Annotated in this window: 20 protein-coding genes and 1 tRNA gene; 8 read left to right on the top strand and 13 right to left on the bottom strand. The window is 45.2% G+C overall.

All coding sequences use genetic code 11. The features are described from left to right. Window positions 1-105: 105 nt before the first annotated feature. From QUA07_RS00905 to QUA07_RS00920, 4 genes are all read right to left on the bottom strand, one after another. The gene (locus tag QUA07_RS00905) at window positions 106-426 is read right to left on the bottom strand and encodes a 2Fe-2S iron-sulfur cluster-binding protein (protein ID WP_242724852.1); all 321 of its coding nucleotides are present in this window, start codon (window positions 424-426) and stop codon (window positions 106-108) included. A gap of 112 nt (window positions 427-538) precedes the next feature. After that, the gene (locus QUA07_RS00910; protein WP_333205972.1) at window positions 539-1186 is read right to left on the bottom strand and encodes a sigma-70 family RNA polymerase sigma factor; all 648 of its coding nucleotides are present in this window, start codon (window positions 1184-1186) and stop codon (window positions 539-541) included. A gap of 399 nt (window positions 1187-1585) precedes the next feature. Continuing rightward, window positions 1586-5296: a hydantoinase B/oxoprolinase family protein gene (locus QUA07_RS00915; protein ID WP_333321705.1), complete on the bottom strand. Its 3711-nt coding sequence runs from the start codon at window positions 5294-5296 to the stop codon at window positions 1586-1588. 145 nt (window positions 5297-5441) lie between these two features. Then, window positions 5442-6290, bottom strand: a complete 849-nt coding sequence (locus QUA07_RS00920; protein ID WP_333321706.1) for a M28 family peptidase — start codon at window positions 6288-6290, stop codon at window positions 5442-5444. A 47-nt stretch (window positions 6291-6337) separates the two neighbouring features. On the opposite strand from QUA07_RS00920, the gene QUA07_RS00925 reads away from it, so the two are divergent. Then, window positions 6338-7444 carry an AAA family ATPase gene (locus tag QUA07_RS00925; protein ID WP_333321710.1) on the top strand — a complete coding sequence of 369 codons (1107 nt, stop codon included), beginning with the start codon at window positions 6338-6340 and terminating at the stop codon, window positions 7442-7444. 1 nt (window position 7445) lies between these two features. Next, window positions 7446-8117 carry a phage tail protein gene (locus QUA07_RS00930; protein WP_333321712.1) on the top strand — a complete coding sequence of 224 codons (672 nt, stop codon included), beginning with the start codon at window positions 7446-7448 and terminating at the stop codon, window positions 8115-8117. A gap of 30 nt (window positions 8118-8147) precedes the next feature. On the opposite strand, the gene QUA07_RS00935 is transcribed toward QUA07_RS00930, so the two are convergent. Then, window positions 8148-9221, bottom strand: a complete 1074-nt coding sequence (locus tag QUA07_RS00935) for a DMT family transporter (RefSeq protein ID WP_333321713.1) — start codon at window positions 9219-9221, stop codon at window positions 8148-8150. A 278-nt stretch (window positions 9222-9499) separates the two neighbouring features. Here QUA07_RS00935 and sppA point away from each other — a divergent pair, with 278 nt between their 5' ends. Next, window positions 9500-10318 carry a signal peptide peptidase SppA gene (sppA, locus tag QUA07_RS00940; RefSeq protein ID WP_333321714.1) on the top strand — a complete coding sequence of 273 codons (819 nt, stop codon included), beginning with the start codon at window positions 9500-9502 and terminating at the stop codon, window positions 10316-10318. A gap of 108 nt (window positions 10319-10426) precedes the next feature. Next, window positions 10427-10852 carry a chorismate mutase gene (gene aroH, locus QUA07_RS00945; protein ID WP_333321715.1) on the top strand — a complete coding sequence of 142 codons (426 nt, stop codon included), beginning with the start codon at window positions 10427-10429 and terminating at the stop codon, window positions 10850-10852. Between the two features lie 160 nt (window positions 10853-11012). Here the strand turns inward: aroH and crtR are convergent, their stop codons facing one another. Beyond that, window positions 11013-11903: a beta-carotene hydroxylase gene (gene crtR, locus QUA07_RS00950; protein WP_333321716.1), complete on the bottom strand. Its 891-nt coding sequence runs from the start codon at window positions 11901-11903 to the stop codon at window positions 11013-11015. 431 nt (window positions 11904-12334) lie between these two features. Between crtR and pyk the strand changes: the two genes are divergently transcribed. Beyond that, window positions 12335-14122 (top strand): pyruvate kinase, encoded by a 1788-nt coding sequence (gene pyk, locus QUA07_RS00955; protein ID WP_333321717.1) that lies wholly within the window; start codon window positions 12335-12337, stop codon window positions 14120-14122. Between the two features lie 94 nt (window positions 14123-14216). Next, window positions 14217-14288: transfer RNA gene (locus QUA07_RS00960), tRNA-Thr, on the top strand. Window positions 14289-14796: 508 nt separating this feature from the next. Here the strand turns inward: QUA07_RS00960 and QUA07_RS00965 are convergent. The 6 genes from QUA07_RS00965 to QUA07_RS00990 form a co-directional block, all read right to left on the bottom strand. After that, window positions 14797-15855 (bottom strand): potassium channel protein, encoded by a 1059-nt coding sequence (locus tag QUA07_RS00965; RefSeq protein WP_333321718.1) that lies wholly within the window; start codon window positions 15853-15855, stop codon window positions 14797-14799. A gap of 125 nt (window positions 15856-15980) precedes the next feature. Further along, window positions 15981-18794, bottom strand: a complete 2814-nt coding sequence (locus QUA07_RS00970; protein WP_333321719.1) for an AAA-like domain-containing protein — start codon at window positions 18792-18794, stop codon at window positions 15981-15983. Window positions 18795-18813: 19 nt separating this feature from the next. Then, entirely contained in the window at window positions 18814-19329 is a 516-nt protein-coding gene (locus QUA07_RS00975; RefSeq protein WP_333321720.1) for a type IV pilin-like G/H family protein, read from the bottom strand. Between the two features lie 107 nt (window positions 19330-19436). Then, a complete protein-coding gene (locus QUA07_RS00980) occupies window positions 19437-19958 on the bottom strand; it encodes a type IV pilin-like G/H family protein (protein WP_333321721.1) in 522 nt (173 codons plus the stop codon). A 116-nt stretch (window positions 19959-20074) separates the two neighbouring features. Next, window positions 20075-20635, bottom strand: coding sequence for an SPFH domain-containing protein (locus tag QUA07_RS00985; RefSeq protein ID WP_333321722.1), 561 nt, complete (start codon window positions 20633-20635; stop codon window positions 20075-20077). A 122-nt stretch (window positions 20636-20757) separates the two neighbouring features. Beyond that, on the bottom strand, window positions 20758-21303 hold the full coding sequence (locus tag QUA07_RS00990) for an NfeD family protein (RefSeq protein ID WP_333321723.1): 546 nt from the start codon (window positions 21301-21303) through the stop codon (window positions 20758-20760). A gap of 175 nt (window positions 21304-21478) precedes the next feature. Here QUA07_RS00990 and QUA07_RS00995 point away from each other — a divergent pair, with 175 nt between their 5' ends. Both QUA07_RS00995 and QUA07_RS01000 read left to right on the top strand, forming a co-directional pair. Continuing rightward, complete coding sequence (locus tag QUA07_RS00995) at window positions 21479-23233, top strand: AAA-like domain-containing protein (protein WP_333321729.1); 1755 nt, start codon at window positions 21479-21481, stop codon at window positions 23231-23233. A gap of 336 nt (window positions 23234-23569) precedes the next feature. Then, window positions 23570-24670 (top strand): iron-containing redox enzyme family protein, encoded by a 1101-nt coding sequence (locus QUA07_RS01000; protein ID WP_333321733.1) that lies wholly within the window; start codon window positions 23570-23572, stop codon window positions 24668-24670. A 177-nt stretch (window positions 24671-24847) separates the two neighbouring features. Here the strand turns inward: QUA07_RS01000 and QUA07_RS01005 are convergent, their stop codons facing one another. Further along, a complete protein-coding gene (locus QUA07_RS01005; RefSeq protein WP_333321735.1) occupies window positions 24848-25567 on the bottom strand; it encodes an SAM-dependent methyltransferase in 720 nt (239 codons plus the stop codon). Between the last annotated feature and the right edge of the window lie 199 nt (window positions 25568-25766).

Below are 25766 nucleotides of genomic sequence, written 5' to 3' on the forward strand. Positions count from 1 at the left end.
TCTACTTTGATAACGATTTGATCGGCGAATATAATGCGCTCTTCTACAAACAAATTTCGCGCCCCGCGAGGCTAGAAGAAAAGATGGTAAAAAAATGATTTCGTATTACTTAAAATAAAGAGCGGCTTGATATAAAACTTGTTCTTGATGAGTTAACAAAGTGCAGTCAGAAAGCGGGTAAGCCACACAAGTAACAGCATAGCCAGCTTGCAATTCTGAGGGCTTCAAAAACTTTTGTTCGCTTTGGTCGATTTCACCGCTCAGCAGTTTGACAACGCAAGCAGAACACTCTCCTTGCTTGCATCCATTCGGCAAGCGGATGCCGGCATCTTCTGCCATATCTAAGATATACTGGTCGTCTGGTACTGCGATCGTGCGATCGAGCGCAAGTTCCTGATTCACCAACCGAACTTGATAAACTGCCATTTTTTTCTTATTCCTTGCGAAAGGGCGGGTTTACGATGCTGTTAGTCCTAGCAAATATTTCGGGTAAAACCCGCCCCTACAACTAGAAAGGGCGGATTTATATGGTGTATATCTAGACAAGTGCTTCTTGATAATCGAGATTTTCATCGAGATAAATAGCCCGAATATCCTCCGGCAAATTTGATTCTAAAGTTTGATATCCTTTTTGCAGTAAAGCCTTTACCTGAGCTGGCGAAATAGCTTCGCCTTCTGCTTGCAAATAAGCTGCAATTCGAGTTTCGCTCCAGCGGAAAGTCTGAGCCATCAACACCACTAAACGCGGCAGCGGCGCTAACAATTCTAAGGCTTGTTTGACGTAACACCATAGGGGAGGCGGAGCCGATTGTAAAGAGTAGTGAATCGACTCAACAGGGGGCAATTCCGCTTGATTGATGCAGACGGCGGTGACATTAATCAGCCAGTTTTGGAGACTGAGATTTCCGCCATCAGACTCTTGGATTTCGCGGCGCAAATCGAGGCCTCGGAGTTCGTGATAGATGTGCAGCCAAGTGTGGGCAAACAGGTAATCGCCTTGTACGGGCGATCGTACGGAATGGCGAATCAGGGAGTGTACAATTTGAGCGTAGCGGCAAAAAATCGCCGTGAAGAACCTACCCTGATCGGGATGGTTTTGAAACAGAGTCAATAATTCCTGGTCGCTGTGGTGAAACAGGGATTTGACCACAGGATGGTTGAATTCGGAAAAATTAGGTGTTTGCACAATTGTTCTGGAAAGGTTTGGAGAATAAATGCGGGTGCAGCCCGATTCTACACGATTTGTCGATCGACATTCCAGAGTTGAGGGCCATTTTTTAGCGGTGCGGTGCCAGCAGAGCGGTATTTCTGGCATTTTGTCCCTCTTTCAAGATAATATATACTTTTCACTTGTGCGAGCGAGCTTTTCACACCTCAGAAAAGTTATCAAAAACTCTGGCTATATTACTTCCCCTAAAAAAGAATCTTCACCAGAACAATGCGTGTCGGTTCATCACGATAAATTAAAAGCTATGGCTTACTTATATCGTTTCCGGTAGCATCAGGATGATGCCGAGGACAGGGCACTGCCGTGTCCTGACTGTGGGTAATATTAATTCTGCTGCTACCGGAGTTGATATTACTACTATAAATAACCATATCCTCCGCCCCCCGGAGTCTCAATGACAAACACATCCCCCGGCTGCATTTCCACACTCGCCGTACTCCCCAAATCCTCAACTTTTCCATCAACGGTTTCAACATAATTCCGTCCAACTTTCCCCGCTTCACCCCCATTCAAACCGCAAGGAGAAATCACACGCCGGCCCGATAAAATACCAGCAGTCATCGCATCCCGAAACCGCACCCTGCGTACCACTCCATTACCGCCACGATGATATCCATTCCCGCCGCTATTAGCCCGAATTGCAAAACTTTCCAACAACACCGGGAACCGCCATTCTAATACTTCAGGATCAGTTAAACGCGAATTAGTCATGTGGGTTTGAACCGCATCCGTACCATCAAAACTTGCACCCGCACCCGCACCGCCGCAAATAGTTTCATAATATTGATAGCGCTGATTTCCAAAGGTAAAATTATTCATAGTTCCCTGAGAAGCAGCCATCACTCCCAAAGCGCAATACAAAGCATCGGTAATATTCTGCGAAGTTTCCACATTACCTGCAACCACCGCCGCTGGATAGCGAGGATTCAGCATACAGCCTTCGGGATTGATGATTTCGAGAGGTTTCAAACAGCCCGCATTTAGAGGAATATCGTCATCTACCAACGTGCGGAAAACATACAAAACAGCAGCTTTGCACACGGCTGCGGGAGCATTAAAATTGTTGGATTGTTGAGCAGAAGTGCCTGTAAAATCTATTTTTGCACTGCGCGCAGATTTGTCAATTGTAATCGCTACCTTAATTTGTCCGCCACTATCCATCGGATAAGTAAACTCGCCATCTTGCAAAACATCAATTACCCGCCGCACTGACTCCTCAGCATTGTCTTGCACAAAGCCCATATAAGCTTGCACAGTCTCTAATCCATAATGTTCTACCATCTTGAGAAGTTCTTCTGCGCCGCGCTTGTTAGCAGCAATTTGTGCTTGCAAATCGGCTATGTTTTGAGCGGAATTGCGAACAAAAAAATTCCCCGCTGTCAGAAGTTCTAGTAATTCTTTTTCTCGAAAATTGCCCTCGCTTACTAACAATAAATTGTCAAGCAATACACCTTCTTCAGTTACTGTTGTACTGTTAGGAGGCATGGAACCGGGAGTAATGCCGCCGATGTCAGCGTGGTGTCCCCGCGAGGCAACATAAAACAAAGGAAGGGAGGAATCACCATCAAATACTGGAGTAATAACGGTGATATCTGGTAAATGCGTGCCGCCGTTGTAGGGATTGTTAGAAACATAAACATCGCCCGGTTGAATCGCATTGCCTTGTGCTAAAATTAAAGCTTCAACGCTTTCGCTCATCGAACCCAGATGTACGGGAATGTGCGGCGCGTTGGCAACTAATTGCCCGTTTTTGTCGAAAATTGCACAGGAAAAGTCGAGACGTTCTTTGATGTTGACTGAGGAACTTGTGTTTTGCAATGTGACGCCCATTTGTTCGGCGATCGCCCGAAACAAATTATTAAAAATTTCCAGCAAAACCGGATCTGACTTAACCGCAGATAAACGCGAATCAACGCGGATATTATCTGCGTCCATCTGCGTGCATCTGCGGTTCAAAATTAAATCATTATTTTCGGTGATTTCCCCTTCCCAGCCCGGTTCTATAATATTAGTTCCCGTAGCTTCAACAATCATAGCAGGGCCTTCTATGCAGTCGCCCGATCGCAAATCGTCTCTCTGATAAACAGGCGTTTCCTGCCACCCGCCAGCAACATACATTTGCACCGTTGAAATTGGTTGCACAGGCAAGATACCCGTGCCACCAGAGGGGGAAATTGTGGATGCTTCCGGCACATCCATTCTTTCTACAACTTCCACAGAAACCGCTTCCACAATCAGCGGTTTTTCGGGCATAATAAAACTGTAACGCTGTCGGTGTGCTGATTCAAATTCAGCCTGCATGACCTCAATATTGTCAGCAAAATCTACCGCCAAAACCGAGTCACTTCCCTGATATTTTAAGCGCAGCTTCCTAATAACTAAAACCTCTGACTCATTCTCTGCATTCTCTGTGCCTCTGCGGTTCAATTCCCTCTTCCCCTCAGCCTCCAATGCAGTTAAAATATGATGTAAATCAGTAATTAATTCGAGACTTAATTGTTGCTCGATCGCCCTTTCACGAATAGCCCGCACATCAGCCAAACCCATACCGTAAGCCGACAACACACCCGCATAAGGGTGAATAAACACCCGTTTCATCCCCAAAGCATCGGCGATCGCACAAGCGTGTTGGCCGCCCGCACCGCCGAAACAGCACAATGTATACTCCGAAACATCGTAACCGCGCTGAAGCGAGATTTTTTTGACAGCATTTGCCATCTTTTCCACCGCGATCGCCAAAAAACCCTCCGCCACCTCTTCGGCCGTTCTATCGCCCCCAATTTCCCCCGCTAATTGCACAAATTTTTGCTTTACTACGTCAGGGGCGATCGGCAAATCTCCATTCAATCCAAATACTTTCGGGAAAAAATCCGGTTGAATTTTACCCAACATCACATTACAATCAGTCACCGTCAAGGGGCCGCCTTTGCGATAGCAAGCGGGCCCAGGATTGGCCCCTGCAGACTCCGGCCCGACGCGGTAGCGAGCCCCGTCAAAAAAGACTATTGAACCGCCGCCGGCTGCTACAGTGTGAATTGCCATCACGGGCGATCGCAATCTCACCCCAGCAATTTCTGTCTCAAATTCGCGTTCGTATTCGCCGTTAAAATGGGCAACATCTGTCGAAGTTCCGCCCATATCAAAGGTAATAATTTTATCAAAACCTGCCTTTTTGCTGGTTTGAACAGCACCGACAATTCCCCCAGCAGGCCCGGATAAAATACTGTTTTTTCCTTGAAATTGTGCCGCGTCCACTAAGCCGCCATTCGATTGCATGAACATTAATTTGGGGAATTGGGAATTGGGAATTGGGAATTGGGCATTGGGCATTAATAATCCCTCGTTCCCGGAATCGGCCTCGATTAACTGACTGATTACTTGTTCGACGTATCGACGTAAAATCGGAGATAAATAAGCATCGACAACCGCAGTATCTCCCCGCGAAACTAATTTCATCAGCGGGCTAACTTCGTGAGATACTGAAATTTGAGTAAAGCCAATTTCTTTCGCTATTTTAGCAACTTGTTTTTCGTGTTCCGAGTAGCGGTAGCCGTGCATGAATACGATCGCACAACTGCGAATTCCCTCATCGTATGCTTGCTGCAAAGACGGGATAAACTCGGGATTGACAGCAGTTAACTCCTCACCTTGAGCGCTGTAGCGTTCTGCAACTTCAATAACTCGATCGTACAGCATCTGGGGCAAAACAATGTGGCGCGCGAAAATATTGGGGCGGTTTTGATAGCCAATTCTCAGCGCATCGCGGAAACCTTTAGTAATTAACAGAATTGTGCGATCGCCCTTTCGTTCCAGCAAAGCATTTGTCGCCACCGTCGTCCCCATTTTAATCGCTTCAATTTCGGCGGCGGGTATAGCTGCGTCGGCGGCAATTCCCAAAATGTCGCGAATTCCTTGCACTGCTGCGTCTGTGTAGCGTTCTGGGTTTTCCGACAGCAGCTTGTGAATGACTAATTTACCGTCGGGGCTGTTGGCGACAATATCGGTAAAAGTGCCGCCGCGATCGATCCAAAATTGCCAGCGAGTGCGATCGGGAGAAGTAGGATTCATATCTCTTTTTTTTGAAATTTTTGCTTGATTAATTTACAAGTATTCAACAAACTTCTGTTCGAGTCAATTCATAAAGCTCATAACTTCTGGTCATAAAAGTCATAATTTCTGGTCGCTCAAACTAGCAGGCGCTCGATCGTGTTAATTATAGATGTCGAATTCCCTTGACTAGCCCCTGACAAACACCAGCCAGAAAATCCAAATCCAAAGTCTCAATCCTATCGCTTTCTCGATGATAATGCGGATTTCGCATATTAGCAGTATCAGTCACCATAATAGCCGGATAACCATTATCCCAAAAAGGAACATGATCGCTGCGGCGAGTATCCGGCACAATTAAACCTCGATTCGGCACCGGCAGCCACTCGCAGGGCTGACCAGATTTGCGAATTTGGCCACTCAAATTAATCAAATCGGGAACCGTCCGCAAAGTGCCAATTAAAGCAATAAAATTACCACTATTTGGATAAAAATATTTCAAGCCAGCGGGATAGCTTTGAGAATTAGGATTATGGTTGCAATAACCCAACATTTCCAAAGAAATCATTAACCGGATTGACTTTTGCTGTTGCTTGTATTTAGCTGCATGATGACTGCTTCCCAAATAACCGTATTCTTCCATATCGAAGGCGACTAATTGCACTGGATATTTGAGCGGTCCAGATGCGATATCCCTTGCGAGTTCCAGCAAAACAGCAACACCAGTAGCATTATCATCTGCCCCAGGTGATCCGGGTACAGTATCGTAATGAGCACCAATTACGATCGGCGGCAACCGCTTCTTAACCGCCGGATCGGAGGGGGGTAAATCCAAAATCAAATTGTGATGAATTCGGCCGCGCACCGCAAAATCGTCAATTTCTACAGTTCCCCACTGTGCCAACTGTTCGCGGATGTATTGCTGGGCATAAAAATGCCCTTCGGATGCGAGGTATGGATTGCGATCGCGTACAATTTGAATCAGATGGCTGTGCAAGCGTTCTTTGAGATTCATGCGATCGGAGATACAATGAGTACACTAAGATTATATTGGATTAAATTATGATTGGAGAAGTCAGAATCGAAAATTATAAGTCCATTCAAAAGCTGAAGCTAGAATTAGGACGAGTAACTGTATTGATCGGTGAAAATGGTTGCGGTAAGAGTAATATCCTAGAGGCGATCGCCCTGGCTTCTGCGGCGGCTGATGACAAGCTGGATAACGAGTTTTTAGCTTCTCGGGGCATCAGAGTGACAGAACCTCAATTAATGCGATCGGCCTTTGAAATGGAAAATTTGGTTAAAGATATCAAAATTGACTTAAGATGGAATGATGGACAAGAATTTAAGTTTCGTTTACAAAATGATAACTCTCCCTATTCTCAGTGGCTTAATGACAGCAATTATTATAGTTCTTATACTCCAGTCTACGATTTTGCCAGTTATTATACTGACACCCATATAGAAAAAAATAAAATTTTTAAACATCAGGCTTACCAAATACTTTTTTTAAAAAAATTTATAATTTACTCTCCGGAAAACCAAGCCTTACGAACTTTTGAAAAAGAAGGTCAAATTCAACCATTAGGCATTAATGGAGAAGGTTTGTTTAAACTTTTAAAATTTTTGAGTTCAGATAACCAGCAGCAGCTTAATGAAATTAAAAAAAAGCTGCAACTGATAGATTGGTTTCAAGATTTTGAAGCTCCTCCAAATTTATCAAATATTCAAAACTCTCTCCAAATTAAAGATAGATATTTAGATAAAAATTTAACTTACTTAGACCAAAAAAGCTCTAATGAAGGCTTTTTATTTTTACTCTTTTACTTTGCCTTGTTCATTAGCGATATCACACCTAAATTTTTTGCAATTGATAACATTGACGCTTCCCTCAACCCCAGATTATGTCGTCGCTTAATCCAAGAATTAGAACAACTCGCAAAAAAACACGACAAACAAGTTATATTTACAACTCACAACCCGGCTGTTTTGGACGGTTTGGATTTAGATGATGATGAACAGCGGCTGTTTGTGATCTACCGCAACCAATTAGGGCATACTAAAGCTAGACGCATTCTCAAACCTGAACCTCTCGAAGGACAGGAACCTGTAAAATTATCCGAGGCTTTTTTGAGAGGCTATATCGGAGGGCTTCCTAAGAATTTTTAATATGATTAGTTTTGGATTAATTACTGAGGGATTGACTGACCAGATTGTGATTGAAAATATTTTAGCAGGATATTTCAAGAATCCCGATCTAACGATTAACCCACTACAACCAGAAAGAGATAAAGATGATGAAAATAAATTTAAAGGTTATGGTAGTTGGAGTCAAGTCTTTGCTTATTGCCGTTTAAGAGATTTTAAAGAGTCGTTTCAATTTAATGACTATATCATTATCCAAATAGACACGGATGTTTCACAAGATTATGGTATCCCACAGCAAGACGAAAATGGTGAATTTACTCCTCAAGAGTTGATTGGCAAAGTTATTGAAAAGTTCAAACAAGAAATTGGCGAAGATTTCTACAGTCAATGTCAACAGCGAATCATTTGGGCTATCTCAGTACACTCTATTGAGTGTTGGTTGCTGCCACTGTATTATAAAGACAACAAAAAGTCTAAATTCAAAAAGTGTTTAGAAACGTTAAATAAGGAGCTTGTAAAGAAACATGATTTTACAATTGACGCCAAAAAGCCTGAATATTATCGGGACATTTCCAAACAATATCGCAAGCATAAGGATTTGATGGCTTGTTACCAACACAATCCCAGTTTGACAAATTTTGTAGTAGAGATTGAAAGCAAAAAAATTGTTATTCCTTTAGAAGACGAGTGGTAAAGTTTCCCAATTCTCCATAAACTCCACCTGCTAAACTTCCGATTCCATTTCGCCTACCCGCACCTGCACCGGCAATTCTACAGAATTCAACTCAGAAGACTCTAACAATCCTGTTGCTTCAACTTCAGCACTCGCTTCACCGTGCCGCACTTTTCGCAATTTCTCACCCAAAGTATCCCGCTGATTAATCAAATAAATACTAACCAAAGTCAGCCCCACCCCCATCGATTGCAGCGGATTGAGAACTTCGCCCAAAAACAAATTGCCGAACAGCAAAGCAAATACAGGCGTAAGAAAGGTAAGAGAACTTAAACTTGTTAGACTGCCACTCGAAGCAAAATAAAAGAATAAACCGTAGGCGATCGCACTTCCGAACACAGTAGAATAACCTAACGCCATCCAGCCGGAAAAATCAATATTCACAAACTGATCAGACTCAGTTGCAGCCGAAATTGCCAACAGCGGCAAACCGCCCAAAATCATGTGCCAGCCCGTCGCCACTACCGGGTCAACATACCGGCAAACCCAGCGCACCAAAACCGTACCCACAGCCATCGACAAAGCAGCCAACAGCATCAACCATTCTCCCCCCTGAAACAACTGTTCGATACCCGCAGAAACTTGCCTGTTTTCAGGATGAAAAAGCCCCAAAATCCAGCCATCCGGCAACCCAATTAAACTGATGCCGACTACGCCAATCACTAATCCCAACCAGCCCCAAAAACCAATTTTTTCTTGAAATAGCCACAAACATAAAATCGCCACAGCTAGCGGCTGAGAATCAATCATCACCGAACCCAAGCCCGCACCGGTTCTCGCCAAACCTTCGGCTAAAAAGCCTTGAAACAAAGTAGCGTCAACCAAAGCAAACAGCGAAATCCACAGCCAAGCTTTCCAACCCTGCGGCTGCGGTTTGCCCATGAATGCCGCCGCCAGCAGCACCAACACGCCCGCAGGTACTAAACGCACGAATGCCACAAACAGCGGCGTTGTGTGCGGCATCACGCCCTTCATGGCTACCATCGCGGTTCCCCACAGGAAAAACGGTGCAATCAGCAACAGCGGGGCAAAAGGCAGTTTTGAATCGGTAAGCTTTAGCTGCATGGCGGAGACTCCAAATAATTGATGAGAGTGGCTCTCAGGAAAATGATGTAGATTTGTTAAGCAATTTTTACAATTATATATTGGTGTTGGGTTAAGTGCGATCGCACAAATCTCGGCAATTATGAACAGGCTTTCCGGCCTGTTCCACAATCGAGAATTTTCTTGTGGAACAGGCCGGAAAGCCTGTTGCGAACACAGGCACAACATCTACCCCGATGAATAAGGCACACTATAAGAAGTTAGCTACAAAAATCCGTAACATTGCCTGTACACTGCCCATGATTTGGCCATTCAAGCCTCGCTACCGCAAACAAATCGCCCGTATCGAAATCACCGGCGCCATTGCCGGAGAAACCCGTAAACGAGTCCTAGAAGCTCTCAAAACCGTTGAAGAACGCAAATTTCCCGCCTTGCTGCTGCGGATAGACAGCCCCGGCGGCACTGTCGGCGATTCCCAGGAAATTTACAGCGCACTCAAGCGTTTGCGCGAAAAAGTCAAAATTGTCGCCAGTTTCGGCAATATTTCAGCTTCTGGCGGAGTTTACATCGGCATGGGAGCCGAGCATATCGTTGCCAATCCCGGTACAATTACTGGCAGCATTGGTGTGATTATCCGGGGCAACAATCTAGAACGGCTGTTAGAAAAAGTAGGCGTTTCTTTTCAGGTGATTAAATCGGGGCCGTATAAAGATATCTTGGCATTCGATCGAGAATTGACAGATCCTGAACAGCAAATTCTGCAAGACTTGATCGACACCAGCTACCAGCAATTCGTGGGAACCGTTGCTGAAGCCCGGAAATTGACCGTTGAAAACGTGAAAAGTTTTGCCGATGGTCGGGTTTTTACCGGTCAGCAAGCCTTAGAATTGGGTTTGGTCGATCGACTGGGAACAGAAGAGGACGCTCGCCGCCTTGCCGCCGAACTCGCAGGCCTCGACCCGGAAAAAACCGAGTCTTGCACGCTAGAAAAACAAAAACCTTTCCTAAATCGTGTCTTGGGGAGTAGTCTGGATATATCCGGGCTTTCAGCTTACAATAATTTGCTGGAATTCGAGCTTTCTACTAGCGGTTTGCCGCTGTGGATGTATCGCCCGTGATTAAATAGTCAGTTGGCAGTTGGCAGTAGTCAGTTGACAGTGGTAATTGGTAATTAGTAATGGGTAATTGTAACTAGCAACTGACAACTAGCAACTGACAACTGACTAATGACTAATAACAAAAATATGGAGGAAATTTGCGTGGAGTGGCAAGTGCGGGGGATTCGTGGGGCAACAACTGCTAGCGAGAATTCGGTGGCAGCAATTCGAGAAGCGGTGAGAGAATTGTTAGATGAATTAGAAGCAAAAAATGATATAAATCCAGATTTAATTATTAGTGCTACGTTTTCTGCTACTCGCGATTTAGATGCTGTGTTTCCGGCCGCGATCGCCCGCGAACGTTCTCACTGGTGCAATGTTCCTTTGTTGGACGTACAGCAAATGCACGTTGAAGGTGCTTTGGAACGCTGCATTCGGTTTTTAATTCACGTCAATTGGCCGGCACATACTGAAATTTATCATCCTTATTTGCGGGGAGCTCAAAATTTGCGTCCCGATAGGAATTTAGCGGTGGCGGTGGCTGGGGAAAAATAATAGATTCACTTTGGGCTTGATTTAAAAGTTAACTCACCATTACAGGTGGGTTTATTTTTTACGACGGGACTTGATACAGGACAAAACCTGCCCTGGGGATATATGCTTAAAAGCTTTTATTAGAAAAAAACCCGGTTTCTTTGAGAAGCCGGGTTTTTTGTCAATCAGACGCTTTCTTGTGATGCAGCCTAATCCCTAAAAAAATGTCATATATAAAACTCCAAAAGTCCTTTTTCCCTTCCAATATTCCCAAAGTTTGAGGAGAACCCTTTTCATCTAACAGCGGCTTGACAGCCTCATAAGCAGGCTTGTAATTGTACCAAGGAATCGAAGGCCACAAGTGATGGATCAGATGATAATTCTGCCCCAAAATTAAGATATTCAGAATCGGACTCGGATATACTCTGGCATTTTTCCAGCGATCGCGCTCGTGAAACGGACGGTGCGGCAAATAATCAAAAAATAACCCCAAGGCCAACCCCACCACCAAAGCCGGAGAAAACCAAAAATTCAGGACGTAATCTAAATGGCCGTATTGAATCGAGATATACACGATCGCGATCACAAACAAACGGCTGAGAAACCATTCCAATAATTCGTATTTCCGCCACAGTTTGCGCTTAAAAAAGAAAATCTCGTGGTAAAAAAACCTCGCAGCAATCAACCACAAAGGCCCGCCCGTAGAAACATAATGGTCTGGATCGTTATCTGGGTCATTGACATGGGCGTGATGCTGCATATGTACCCGTGTAAACACCGGAAAAGCAAAACCCAACATCAGCGCGCTACCGTGTCCCAAAATAGCATTGATCGTGCGATCGCGATGGGCCGCATTGTGAGACGCATCGTGAATCACAGTTCCAGCCATGTGCAAAGCCAACACGTTCAGCGTAAAACAGCACCACTGCGGCCATCCCCAGCACCAGAAACCCAAGTTAGAAATCACGATAATCACTACTGCACTCAAAAACAGCAGCAGTGTCGGATTGAAGTCACCGGGAGGACTCAGAAACTCTTTCGGCACTGTCAGCGGCCGTCCTGCCTCCGACATCTTTGTTAAGACTCCTTAATATTTCACACTTGCGTAGTATAAGATACAAGCCGGACAATAGTAAAGTTTTATGAAAGAACAGAGTTCGATCGCCAGACACAAACGTCTGCACAAGCAAAAAAGTATTGCTGTTGTACAAGGATACCAGTGCTAGAGTAGCCACAAGAGCTCAGCAGACCAAATAAAATAAATGGGTATGTCTGTATTTATGTCAAGCCTGAGAGCGAAAAATTTGCAAAAAAGAGCGCTCCCCAAGAAAAGATTACCGATCGGTAAAAAGTCAGATATTCTATATATTGTTCAATACCTACTTTTTTGACGACTATCAAAATTTTTAAGAGTTGAGACTAGCGTCATTGCTTGTAGTGCAAAGATGAAACGTTAGCCGAAATTTAAACAAGAAATCCACCTGCCTCCCCAGAACACCGCTGATGCAATTGCCAAAAGCCCTACGCCGGACTAAAATCGTCGCCACCATTGGCCCAGCAACTTCTGACCCACAAGTGCTGCGCCAGCTCATAGAAGCAGGTGCCACAACTTTGCGACTCAACTTTTCCCACGGAACAGAAGAAGACCACCAGCGCAGCATTCGCTTAATCCGGCAAACATCCTTTGAACTCAACCAGCCGGTTGCCATCCTCCAAGACCTCCAAGGCCCGAAAATTCGTTTAGGGCGCTTTGAGACAGGCTCTATAGTTGTCAAAAACGGCGATCCTTTCATTCTCACCAGTCGCCAAGTTCCAGGCACCGAACTCATTTCTTCCGTCACCTACGACCCCCTAGCAGACGAAGTTCCAGAGGGAGCAGTAATTCTGCTTGACGACGGGAAAGTGGAAATGCTGGTCGAAAAAGTAGACCGCGCGGCGCGGGAATTGTACTGCCGCGTCGTAGTCGGCGGGCCGCTTTCCAACAACAAAGGGGTGAATTTTCCGGGAGTTTACCTGTCAATTAAAGCGCTGACTGATAAAGACCGCAAAGATTTAATGTTCGGCCTCGACCAAGGTGTCGATTGGGTAGCCCTGAGCTTTGTGCGGAATCCCCAAGATGTGCTCGAAATTAAAGAGCTCATTGCCAGTGCGGGCAAGCAAGTACCGGTGATTGCCAAGATCGAAAAGCACGAGGCGATCGAACAAATGGAGGAAATTCTCACCCTTTGCAACGGCGTGATGGTCGCCCGCGGCGATTTGGGAGTGGAACTACCCGCCGAAGACGTGCCGATTTTGCAAAAGCGCCTGATTGCTACCTCCAACCGCCTGGGTATTCCGGTAATTACCGCTACCCAGATGCTCGACAGCATGGTAAGTAATCCTCGTCCCACCCGCGCCGAGATTTCCGACGTGGCAAACGCGATTCTGGACGGAACTGATGCGGTGATGCTGTCAAATGAAACTGCTGTCGGCAAGTTCCCCGTCGAAGCGGTGGCGACGATGGCAAGAATTGCGGTGCGGATGGAGAGAGAAGGAATTAAGCGGAATATTAGGAATGTAGAAGATATTGGTCGATCGATCCCCAACGGTATCAGCCAAGCAGTCAGCCAAATCTCCGAACAATTGAACGCGGCGGCCATCATGACGCTGACCAAAACCGGCGCCACAGCGCGCAATGTCTCGAAGTTCCGACCGAAAACTCCGATTTTGGCAGTTACTCCTCACGTAGACGTAGCCCGACAACTGCAATTAGTATGGGGAGTAAAACCCTTGCTGGTGCTGGATTTGCCCTCCACCGGCCAGACATTTCACTCTGCCATGACAGTCGCCCAGGAAAAAGAGTTAGTGTCCGACGGAGATCTAGTGGTGATGACCGCCGGTACTCTGCAAGGGGTTGCGGGATCGACGGATTTGATCAAAGTTGAGGTAGTGACAGCAGTTTTAGGCAAAGGCACCGGTGTCGGTTTGGGATCGGTGAGTGGCCTGGCCAGGGTTGCTCGCACTGCTGCGGATGTAGGCAATTTCCACCCTGGAGAAATTTTGGTAGTGGAACACACAAGCGTCGCTTTTGTGGAGATGATTCGGAAAGCCGCAGGTGTGGTGACGGAGGAGGACAGTTTGACTTCTCACGCCGCGATTATCGGTTTGCGCTTGGGCGTGCCGGTGATGGTGGGCGTAAAGAATGCCACGCGGGTAATTCGGGACGGAACTATGCTGACGCTGGATATGCAGCGGGGTTTAGTTTATTCCGGGGCCAGAGGCGGCTCAACTGACGCGGAAGTGACCGTTTAACTGTTGGTGAGCAAGGAGTTGTGGAATTTTGAATTAAATTCTACGACTCCTTGCTTTTTTCGCTATAGTTGTGCTATAATCCAAAATTGTCTGTGCCGATGTAGCTCAGGGGTAGAGTATTCGATTCGTAATCGAACGGTCGTGGGTTCAAATCCCACCATCGGCTTTGGGTTTCAGCGATTTTTGTCTATGACTTGTCTATGATTGTTGCAAATCTGTAGCAAAACGCAGTTTAACTGCTCAAAAATGCTCTGGGCAAAGTAGCCGAGAGCATTTTTATTTGCCCTAAATCCTTGTGTGGTGGAGATTGTGAATTTTTTAAATTCATATCGTTTCCGGTTGCATCGGTATTGTTCAAATGTCCAAACAGTCAGTTGTCATATCAATTCCGGTTGTATCGGAAGGATGAAACCGCAGAGGACACAGAGGATACAGAGAAAGGGAAGAGAGAGATGAATACAGGACGATGCCAACGGATTTGATATCATATCGTTTCCGGTTGCATTGGAATAATAAAATCGAGTCAACATTTAACACTCAACAATTCAGTTTTTCGACCCCTCCTTCTACAGTCAACAGTCAACAGTCAACAGTCAACAGTCAACAGTCAACAGTCAACAGTTAACAGTCAACAGTCAACAGTCAACAGCCAACAGTACAAACCTGACATCGTATTACTTTGGGGGCCGGGGGATGCGAAAACTCAGGGGACTGAGGATTTGATTGAGAGTTCGCAGTTGTTCAGCAGTACCCAAACAAATCAGCATATCTCCTCCTTCGATCGCAGTTTCTCCGGTAGGCCCGACAATCAAAGTCCCGCCAGCGCGCCGCACTGCTAAAATCAAGGCCCCCGATTGCGATCGCAACTTGGCATTTCTCAAAGTTTGCCCGACGTAGACACAAGTATTGGGATCGACCAAAAATTCTTCCATGTAAAAAGAACTCTCGGTGCCCGTCAAAACACCGTCTAAAAAATCCATAACTTGAGGTCGCAAAGCCGCCGCCGCCATGCGTTTTCCGCCGGTAATGTAGGGGGATACGACGGCATCGGCGCCGCCCCGCTGCAACTTCTTTACCGCTTCTTCTGTGGTGCCGCGGGCGATCGCCCGTACCTTCGGATTCAGAGTTTTCGCTGACAGGACAGTGTATAAATTCTCGGCATCCGAAGGCAAAGCTGCTACTATGCAAATTGCGCGATCGATCCCCACACTCACCAAAATTTCGTCTAGAGTTGCGTCTCCTTGGACAGCCGTGTACCCCAGTGCCAAAGCTGCCTCAACCGACTGCACCGCCGAATCTATCACCACAAAAGAGATGTTTTCGGCCTGAAATTCCAAGGCAATTTGGCGGCCAGTGCGCCCAAAACCGCAGAGAATATAATGCCCGATCAAAGAATCTACCAATCGTCGCTGCTGCCTAATTCTTGCTCCTTCTTGAAAATATCCTTGAATCAGCGCTTCTGTAAAGCGGTTGACGATGAAACCTATCACAATCACGCCCATCAAAATCAGGCATATGGTAAACATTCGCCCACGTTGACCGAGGGGGTGAAGTTCACCGTAGCCGACAGTTGCTAGGGTAAAGACTGTCATGTAAGCGGCATCGAGCAAAGACCATTTTTCCACCAGGCAATACCAGAGAGTACCCGTGCAGAAAATGCCACCCAGGGCGATGACTCCGTTTCTTAAGTCTTTTTGCAGGCGCTGGTACTTTTGTTCTAGAGTTGAATACACCGATCGGGCTGACCTATTACCTATTACCTGCTACCAATTTTAACGATATCAGCCCTAGACGCAGGGGCGGTCAAAAAGCCAGTTTCTGCCTAGATACTTTGGTGCCCAACTCAAGATTTTGACTCTTAACCCGGTTTTTTTTGCGTGAGTTCCGACTGAGTTCCAATCCCATCGCAGAGGTGGCGATCGTTTGGATTTGCGATCGGATTTGTCTGAAAATAATTGCGGGCTCCATCGCAACCCTGCAGCAACAAATCGTCTAGATTAAAATTCCACAGCATCACCGTACCGTCAGCACTAGCAGTAGCGATCGCTTTGCCGTCTGGACTAAAACTCGCACTCCAAACAGCATCATTGTTACCTTTTAAAGTTTTGAGCAATGTACCGTCAATGTTCCACAGCCTCACCATTTTGTCTGTGCTTGCAGATAGCAACATTTGACTGTCGGGACTAAAGCTGATATTTGTCAATCCACTTGTATGCTTTAAAATACTTAGCGGTGTGCCGTCTTTGCTCCAAATTCTCGCAGTTCCCCCAGCATTTGCACTCGCCAGCATTGCTCCGTTTGGACTGAAAGTTACACTCATAATTTTATCACTTTCAACCTGTAAAGTTCGGAGCAATTTGATATCGTTGCTTGCTTCGATTGAGTGCTGTTTTTGCAACTTTTCCACAACCTTTGTCAAACTCCAAAGTTTAACAGTACCATCAGTGCCAGCCGCAGCAATTATCTGGCCGTCTGGGCTAAAACTCGTGCTGGTTATCCAACCTCGCTCCACTTTTAAACTTAACAATTCTTCACCGTTTATTTTCCATAGTTTAACTGTCCCATCGGCACTGGCTGAAGCAATGATTTTACCATCTGGACTCAAACATACGCTTGTTATTTGACCGTTGTGTCCTTTTAAATCATGAATCAATTTGCCATTTTTTTGCCAAATTTTTACACTTCTGTCGTCGCTGGCTGAGACAATAATCTCACCGCTAGAATTGAAAATTGCCCTTCTAATTTTATCAGTATGCCCGGTCAATGTTGCTTGCAAAGATCCATTAGTTTGCCAAAGCTTGATATAATTATCATCGGTAGCAGTCACAATTGTTTGACTGTCGGGACTGAAACTCGCGAAAGCAAGGGTACTGGCTTGAGTCTGCAAGCGGCGGCGTTCCCGAAAGTTGTAAACTGCCTGTTCGAGGGCGATCGCCACTCGCATCTGAATATCTGAACTCACTCCGAGCGATCGTTTCATTTCTGTAACAGCTCTGATGCTTTCTAGCAAAGCTTCTTCTTTTTTATCCGCAGCAAATAGCGTTTCAGATAGCAAAATGAGAGTGAGAATTTTGTTGTTTCTTTCTTCGATTGACGGTTTAACCCAAAAAGCTACTATCAGGATTGATATTAATATGGCTGCGGCTCCTGTAACTGTTTGCACTCTCAGTTGTTGCTCGCGCCAAAGTTTAGCGGCAATCGCTTTTTTCTGCTTTTGTGCTTCGCTTAGTTCCTCTAGTAACTTTTTTTCGCGGCGCAGTTGTTCAATTTCTGTTTGAGTTTGTTTTTCGCGATCGCGCAATTTGGCAAATTCCGCTTCTTGACTCGCACCTAAAAATTGATAATCTTGGGTGTTCAAGCTTTTATTTGCCGCCCACTGTCGCGCATCTTCCAGTGCTTGACCGCGCAACAAGCGAGATTCGTCTTGACAATTTGTAGCTATCCATGCTGTTAGGGATTCAGCATAGGGGCGCAAGTCGCCGAGCGCTTTTTCTACCCAGCTATGGCTGAATATAGCTGCGTAAATGCGGTTGGATACGGTTAATTTGCCGGCTCGTTTTACTACTAACCCACTCAGCCGCAATTCTGTTTGTTCGGGAGTATCATCCGCCCAGATTCCTCCTACCAGGGCGGGCACGGGGGCATCGCCCCTACAATCGGGGGGTTCTGAAAGTGGCAATATTTTTTGGTAGAGTCCTAATAACCTACTGGCGTGGTGCTGACTTCTGAGAAGGCGATCGCGAATTGTTTTGATGTGTACCGGTTCATCCGATGATTCCCAATTATCAATAATATTAGATTGCACTATCTCGCTAATTAATAAGTGATTTGTAGTATTTTTTTCAGTTTGGCTTTCATCCGTTGAATCTGATATAATAGAAGCGGGCGCTAAGCTTTTTAAATGGTGTAGAATCAGCTTGCAAAGCTTTTGAGTCAGAAATGGCTGTCCTCCAGTCCAGTCCAAAATCTCTTTTAAAACCTCTTGAGGATTGTCTACTTTTCCCTCAAACCCCTTTGCTAAAGGCAGAGCTTCCTGTAACTTAAAACCCTGCAATTCAATAGCTAAACCGATATTAAAGGGTGTGCGAGTTGCATCGCTAATTAAATCCGATGGCGTAGCTACTCCCAGCAAAGCAAATGTAATGCGCTGGTATTCTGAAGAGTGAGCGCGTTTATTGTAGCAACATCTAATTAATGCAAAAAAATCATCTAGCGGTTCTTGGAAACTCAGAACGCTATCAATTTCATCAATAAAAATGACCAGGTTTTGAGAAATTTTGACCAGCAGCAATTCTTCAATTAACTCTCCTAAACGCTGCACCGGCGGCATCAACTCTCTCTCCCGCCACCAAGCCATAAACTCGACGGGGTTAAACAGGTTGAAGCTGCACAAGAGTTTGTAAGCGACACCGCCGTACCACTTATCTAGAGAGACTTGCTGGTTGCCAATGTCCGAAAGGTCGATCGTAGCACAGGCAATGCCATCAGCCGAGAGTTTTTGTACAGTTCGCACCAGCAAACTGGATTTGCCCATTTGTCGGGAATTGAGCACGTAACAAAACTCTCCGGCTTTCAGGGCTTGATAAAGTTCTGAGTCAGCTTGTCGCACTACATAAGTAGGTGCATTTTGCGGGAGACTGCCGCCGATTTGATATTGGTAATCGACTGTCATTATCTAGCCTCTAGTTAGATTAGTTTTTCAGTTCTATAGTGCCTGTAGCACAAGCAATTTTACCATTTTGATTGGTGGGTTCTGGTGGTTTAATTGTACCAGGAGAATCAGCTTTGCACAATATAGATGTGGTCGTTATTGTATTTTTAGAAGAATTTGAGTCTACTTTTGTAGCAGGAATTACAAAGACACCACCGACATAGCTTTTAAGGTCTTTTTGCTTTGAGACTCCATAATTAAATGTTGCTGTTTTTGTGGTCAGTAGTGAATATTGGTAAGTTTTTGTCTCGGTTTTAATGCCAATTCCTAACGCTTTAACAGAAGTTCTAAAAAGACTTTTTTCGGCAAAATAGGCTTGCTGACATTGGTTTATTGAGCTAACAGACTCGTAGGCTTCCGATTCCTTTACGATCCTAACCCTAGTCAGAAATAATCGCACAGGGAACGAAACAATTACTCCAAGCCCGATTAAAACTAATAAGCGTCCCCAACCATCAAATGAAATGCTAGCTGATTTATAATTTTGTTGACTCATTGTTTTGTATTCTCTCTATTTGTTGTAAAGACTTTAGTCCGGTAAATCTCAATTGAATGCCGATTTGAGCTTGGTAATCGACTGTCATTATATTGCGTATAGTTAGATTATTTTGGCACTTGTCTTGTGCCTTGGCCACAAGCAATTTTACCATTCTCATAGGTGGGTTCCGCTGGTTTAATTGTACCGGGAGAATCAGCTTGGCAGAATATGGATATTGTTGTTATTATTTCATCTTTAGCAGCCTTGGGCTCAACTTCTTTAACAGGAACTAGAAAGACACCGCCGACATAACTCTTAAGTTGTGGTTGCTTGGAGACTCCATAATTAAAAGCAGTTTTCTTTGTGGCGCGAACTGAATACTTGTAATTTGTTGTCTCCGTTTTTATCCCAAGTTCCAAAGCATTAACAGAACTCGAAAAAAGTCTTTTTTCGGCAAAATATGCTTGCTGAGCTTTGTTAATTGAGCTAACATACTGTTTTGCTTCCGCCTGCTTGCTTCTATTGGTTTTATTTAGATAAAATGGCACAGCTATCCCATTCATTACTCCAATACCAGTTATAAGTAATAAGCATCCGCAACCGCGAGAAGCTGCATTGCGAACTATTGCTTCTTGATTTTTAGTCATGGTTTTGTCTCCTTAGATGGTATATACGATGCGAATTAAAGTCGGCGAGGCAGAACCTCTGGATCTGCGTTACCAGGAAGAGCCTGGTAACGAGGAAAACGAGGGAATACTAATCCTTAAGCTCGCAGCTTTTGTACTTCTTTCCTGTCAATGGATGTTGGCTGAACCACTTTGCTGCCGATCGCAAAATCGCGCAATTCCACTCTCGTAAACTTCACACCCCAAGGATCTGTCGTTGTATCCAACTCTTCCACTAAAGCATTATTAATCTCATGTCGAGCCGTGTAGAGTTCCTCAACAGATAATTTAGCAAGGTGAGTGCGAATTGAAAGAATCAGCATATTTAACATCGCTTCCTTGAGATTCTGCACTTTGTAGGAAGCTTTTTCTAAGTCAATGATTCGCCAGTACACAATAAAATCAACATTGATGGCCACCCGATCGCGCGTTGTGCATTCTTGCGGTGGCAAGTTTAAAATTTGCTCGCGCAGAGTTTGTTTATAGGCGACTGTTTCGACAAAGGGAATCAAAAATGTTATACCCGGTTCGAGCTTTTTTCGATCATACTTTCCGAAAATTTCAACTAATGCCTCATCTCCTTGACGGACAATTTTTACGCTGTTGGCTAAGGATACTCCGGTGATGGCAAACAATACCGTCAAAAAATACTGATACATAGTGAATCTCCTGGTAAATAGTTGACAGTTGACATTTGATAGTGATTTCTTAGTCTCTTAGAGGGACTTTGTTTGGCAAGAAGCGATTTCAATCGCCGAGTAATAAAAGAGCTAACTGAGATTTAGCTGTTGATATGAATTAATCTGTCAGGTACAACAATCAGCGTGTTTCCTTCGCGGCGCAAAACGTAAACTTTTTGTCTGGGTGCGATCGCCCCTTGGGAATCTTCGTTGCGAGCTTTCCAAGAAGCCCCTTCATAAATCACCATTCCGGTTTCTCCGGGGAAAATTTCGGAGATAGTTGTCGCTTCCGTTGCTTCGGGAATCACAAACTTTTTGCGAACAATAAAAATTGGTCGAATCCAGATGCTCAGCGCGAGGGCTATCCCCATCCAGTAGAAGATTTGCCAGTCAAAATCTTCATACATTATGTTCGCCCAACTAAACTGAAATGCTACAGCTCCTCTCCACAAAATAAAGGCTTCAATTAAAGCCGAAGCTCCCATCATTAGCAGGTAAAATCTGTATTTTTGGGGCTGAGTTTTGATAATTAATAGCTCCATCGCACTAAGCACAACTCCGATCAGCAACCAGAATAGGGGCGGGGTGAAGGCGAAACCTGGTTGATTAGTGGCTGACGCCAGCGACCAAATTAAGATAGAATACACAATGCTTTTACCTCGTTTTGATGGGATTCAACCTTGTTATTTCTAATCTAATCAGGTGGCTATTTGAGTTGGCGACTGAGTTATTGGAAAAATCATCGACTTTTCATCGACTTTTCATCGACTTTAGGTACGGTTGGCATTTATGATGGTTTCAGTGTTTTGATTGTGATAAGCAATGCCACGATCGCTAAGGGTGCGCGAAGAGTGCATTCGCGCAGTTAAATCCTGCCTCCTGAGAAATGGTTTCCCCAGTCAGAAAATCCTGGCTGAGGATTTAGGGATGGCCCAATCTACAGTCAGCCATTTTCTGAATGGCAAACCTGTGGATTATGCCAATTTCATCGAAATTTGTCGCGGATTGGGGCAGGAATGGCGCGATATAGCCGATTTTGAGGCGAATTCAGAGCCAGAGGAGGTACTGCTGGTGAGGGCCAAAGTGGCGATCGTCCGATCGACCTTACACAATACGCTTTCTCAGCAGTTACACCAAGCTTTGAGTGCGGGAGGCCACGAGGTCTTTTTTATTAACAACACCAGCGACTCAGGCTCATATTTAAAGCGTTGCGATTATTTGTTGTTGCTGATTTCCCAAGAATCGGCCGCGAGCGAAATGATATTGGAACAAGTGCAGCTAGCCAAAGAACTGCACAATTCAACTGCTCATAAACCCGCAATTTTACCGATTTTACTTGAATCAAATACACCGCTTTCTTTCGATTTACTGAGCTATTTAACAGGAATTCAGCCCTGGCTGTGGCGCGGTGTTGGCGACTCATTTAAGTTATTATCACAAATTTTAACCATTATCAAAGAAGGTCGCACATCGTTAACTGCCGACCATGAATTAGCTGTAGAATGGAACGCAATTACTAGCACCAAACAGTCAATAATTCAACCCCTGCCAGCAGCGCCGCCAGAATTGCCGGGAGGACAAGTTGAAATAGCTTCTCGTTTTTATATCGATCGCCCTCCGATCGAATCCCGCTGTTACGAGACGATCGCCCAACCGGGAGCACTGATCCGCATAAAAGCACCCAGACAAATGGGCAAAACTTCCTTGATGGCGAGGATTTTGCATCACGCAGAACAGCAAGGTTCTCGCACGGTAGCGCTGAGTTTTCAGCTAGCCAATCGGAAAATCTTCGCTAATTCAGATACATTTTTGCAGTGGTTTTGTGCTAGCATCGGTCAAGAGTTAGGAATGCTGGAGCAGTTGCCCAAGTGTTGGGAATTAGCCGCTTTGATTGGCAGCAATCAGTGCTGCAAGGCTTATTTTGAACAGTATTTGCTTTCAGAATCCTCAAAACCTCTGACGTTAGGCTTGGATGAGAGCGATCGCCTGTTTGAATCACCGGAAATTGCCGACGACTTTTTTGGGTTATTGCGAGCTTTACACGAAGAAGCAAAACGGCGAGATATTTGGAAAAGATTGCGTTTGATTGTGGTACATTCGACCGAAGTTTATATCCCGCTGGATGTGAATAAATCGCCGTTTAATGTGGGGTTGCCCATTGATTTGCCTGAGTTTAATTCGCAGCAAGTGCAAGACTTAGCAGCGCGACACGGAATCAATTGGAGTGATACAGAAGTGGCAGAAATGATGGCGCTAGTGGGAGGAAATCCCTATTTAGTGCGACTAGGAATGTATCATATTTCGCGTCAAGATGTGACTTTAGATCGGTTAGTGAAAGAATCTGCAACTGAAGCGGGAATTTATAGCGATCATTTGCGGCGGCATTTATGGAATTTAGAGAAATATTCGGAATTAATGGAGGCGATGAGAGAGGTTGTGAGTGTTTCCCAGCCAGTTAGATTGAGGTCAGAATTGGGGTTTAAGTTAAATAGTATGGGGTTGGTGAAATTGGATGGAAATCATTGCATTCCCAGATGTCGGTTGTATCAGGAGTATTTTGGCGATCGCCTAGGTTGATAGTCATAGGTTGTACAGTTTTCAAGAACGGGCAAGATGCCCGTTCCACAAAAACTCCATTTTCTTGTGGAACGGGCATCTTGCCCGTTGCTAAACAGGTGATTGAGAATGATGCCTGATATAAGTTAATACCAATTGCCTAAACGTTGTTACCTTTACTCACAAGTTGAAAAGGGTATGAGGCGGTAGCGGTCAAATCTCTATCAATGGAAGGGTGTATGCGGCTGATGGATTCGGTATCGTGAAATTAAGTAGCCATTATCCTCAGCAATCTGCAACGGTTGGCTGTTTTGGCAGGCAGCACCACAATAATTAGAGTTAGCATAACTTGATTCCATGCAAAACACGATAGACATACTTCCTTCTTCAGACTCGCGGACTCTTTCCAAAAAGCAATCCGTACTCCCAAATTATGAAGCAGCCGATCGACAATTTGTCAATTTGCTAGAAGTCGAGGATTTAGACAAGACGGTGGCGACAAAACCGTTACTTGTCAGCGATTTTGAAAGCGCGATCGCCTATGCAATTCAAGCAGCTTACCAACAGGAACCGGGCGATGAGGCCGCTCACCGCTTCTTGCAGCGCGTACTTTACCGTATCAACCGCCTCAACTTGTTTTGGTACGATGATTTGCGCCGCTACAACAACGAGCGATCGCACTATTTGCGTTCCGTGCGCGATCGCATTGAGGAACCTTGGCAGCAGTGGGAAATCGCACAACTCGACATTGCAGCGCTGCAAAAATTGCCGGATGTCAAGCAAGCCCTGCGCGATCGCGCGGCCGCCGATGTCGATCCTCCGCTAACTGAGCTCGATCGCTATTTGCGCGAACACATGACTGAAGAGGGATACAAACACCTGCTGGCGATCGCCTCCTTCGACGGTTTAGTGGAAGCCAGCCGTGTTTCTCGCATCATCGGCGGTGCCGGCAACGAAATTCAGTGCACCCTTACGCGAGTGCTGATCGAAGAATACGGCGGCGGTCGTCTCCCCCGCAAGCATTCGACCTTTTTTGCCCAAATGCTGGCTGAATTCGGGATGAGTACGGAACCCGAAGCGTACTTCGATTTAGTGCCTTGGCAAGTGCTCGCAAGCATTAATCACAACTTTCTGCTGACGGAACGCAAGCGCCATTTTCTGCGCTACAACGGTGGACTCACTTATTTTGAGGTCGCGGGGCCCGTGGCTTACCGCAATTATCTAGCCGCCGCCCAGCGTCTGGGCCTGTCGCAGGCTGCGATGGGTTATTGGGAACTGCACATCAAAGAAGATGAGCGTCACGGCCGCTGGATGTTGGATGAAGTGGCGATCCCGCTGGTTGATAGATACCCACAGGAGGCTTGGGAACTGGTGTTGGGGTACGATCAGGAGAAGTCGATCGGCGATCGGGCTGGGGCTGCTGTGGTGCGATCGATCAAAGCCACAGAACGGAATTAACGGCTATTTAGGGTGCATAAGTCTTGGATGCACCCTAGATCTTGCACCTTTCTCAATAAGCCTTTGAGCAACAGGCAAGATGCCTGTTCCACAAAGAGTGTATTTCTTGTGGAACAGGCATCTTGTCTGTTGCTGACAATGGTGGAACACGCAAGATGCACCTGCCAGCGCTGTATTTCACAATGCTGTCATTAACTGAATGAGCTCGATCGACAAATCTCTTTGCGACTTTTGGTGCTTCTTAAACAAAACTCCAGCCAGCAGATAGATATTTTCCGTATAAAAAGCCATTCCCTGTTCTCTGAGAGTGGCGATCGCGCTTTTCACTTTGGGTTCCGAACTATAATAGCCAAAAGTTAAAGGTGCAATTTCAAAATTCGCAACCGAGTAGCCTCGATCCAAGGCATAATCGATCAAACCCACAGGATTAGAATAGCTAGAAACCATCAGCAAAACTTCATCGCTGCCCAAAGATAAAAGTTTCTTAGCAATTGTACAACCATCATTCCCGCCGTGCAACAGTGGCTGGTAGATTTTATCATCTACCGCAGGCAAGTAAGGGGGATTTGAGATGACACAATCCGCCGACTCGTATAAAGGCGAATCAAAAAAAGAGCAATTGTTGACGGTGTATTTTTCGCTGAGTTGATATTCTTTAATTTGAGACTGAGCAATTTTCCAAGCTACATTATTTAGCTCAAATCCCTGTATTGTCCCATCAAAATCACTTCTCAGCAAAGACTTAATAACTGGACTTCCCTCTCCTGAACCAAACTCTACGATAAGTCGAGAATTGTCACTAGCATTTAACACTAAACTTTCCAAGCAGTGCGCGTAAAAATCCGATTCTTCCGGGCAGTGGAATACCTGTTTGAGAGGATGGGATGAAGTGAGCATAAATTCTGTAACAAAGTTGACTATTTTAAAAGTATCGAATAAGTAATATCCCAGCCATCTGTCGCAAGAGCTATTTTATCAAACTCCTCTGCAATCTCTCTCTTCCTGTTTGATCTCGTGCGAGCAAATAACTATTACTGCCGACAGATTCTACAATTAACTAGATTAATCCGATTGACAGATTGCAATTATAGCGATT

The organism is Microcoleus sp. T3_A4, assembly GCF_036700465.1.
Lineage (GTDB): Bacteria > Cyanobacteriota > Cyanobacteriia > Cyanobacteriales > Microcoleaceae > Microcoleus.

Excerpts from the sequence above, each read along its gene's own strand:
- sppA (WP_333321714.1), top strand. The coding sequence starts at position 9,500 with ATGATTTGGCCATTCAAGCCTCGCTACCGCAAACAAATCGCCCGTATC.
- QUA07_RS00975 (WP_333321720.1), bottom strand. The coding sequence starts at position 19,329 with ATGAGTCAACAAAATTATAAATCAGCTAGCATTTCATTTGATGGTTGG.
- QUA07_RS00905 (WP_242724852.1), bottom strand. The coding sequence starts at position 426 with ATGGCAGTTTATCAAGTTCGGTTGGTGAATCAGGAACTTGCGCTCGAT.
- QUA07_RS01000 (WP_333321733.1), top strand. The coding sequence starts at position 23,570 with ATGCAAAACACGATAGACATACTTCCTTCTTCAGACTCGCGGACTCTT.
- QUA07_RS00930 (WP_333321712.1), top strand. The coding sequence starts at position 7,446 with ATGATTAGTTTTGGATTAATTACTGAGGGATTGACTGACCAGATTGTG.
- QUA07_RS00935 (WP_333321713.1), bottom strand. The coding sequence starts at position 9,221 with ATGCAGCTAAAGCTTACCGATTCAAAACTGCCTTTTGCCCCGCTGTTG.
- QUA07_RS00915 (WP_333321705.1), bottom strand. The coding sequence starts at position 5,296 with ATGAATCCTACTTCTCCCGATCGCACTCGCTGGCAATTTTGGATCGAT.
- QUA07_RS00920 (WP_333321706.1), bottom strand. The coding sequence starts at position 6,290 with ATGAATCTCAAAGAACGCTTGCACAGCCATCTGATTCAAATTGTACGC.
- QUA07_RS00995 (WP_333321729.1), top strand. The coding sequence starts at position 21,479 with ATGCCACGATCGCTAAGGGTGCGCGAAGAGTGCATTCGCGCAGTTAAA.
- crtR (WP_333321716.1), bottom strand. The coding sequence starts at position 11,903 with ATGTCGGAGGCAGGACGGCCGCTGACAGTGCCGAAAGAGTTTCTGAGT.
- QUA07_RS00970 (WP_333321719.1), bottom strand. The coding sequence starts at position 18,794 with ATGACAGTCGATTACCAATATCAAATCGGCGGCAGTCTCCCGCAAAAT.
- QUA07_RS00980 (WP_333321721.1), bottom strand. The coding sequence starts at position 19,958 with ATGACTAAAAATCAAGAAGCAATAGTTCGCAATGCAGCTTCTCGCGGT.
- QUA07_RS00925 (WP_333321710.1), top strand. The coding sequence starts at position 6,338 with ATGATTGGAGAAGTCAGAATCGAAAATTATAAGTCCATTCAAAAGCTG.
- QUA07_RS00985 (WP_333321722.1), bottom strand. The coding sequence starts at position 20,635 with ATGTATCAGTATTTTTTGACGGTATTGTTTGCCATCACCGGAGTATCC.
- pyk (WP_333321717.1), top strand. The coding sequence starts at position 12,335 with ATGCAATTGCCAAAAGCCCTACGCCGGACTAAAATCGTCGCCACCATT.
- QUA07_RS01005 (WP_333321735.1), bottom strand. The coding sequence starts at position 25,567 with ATGCTCACTTCATCCCATCCTCTCAAACAGGTATTCCACTGCCCGGAA.
- aroH (WP_333321715.1), top strand. The coding sequence starts at position 10,427 with ATGACTAATAACAAAAATATGGAGGAAATTTGCGTGGAGTGGCAAGTG.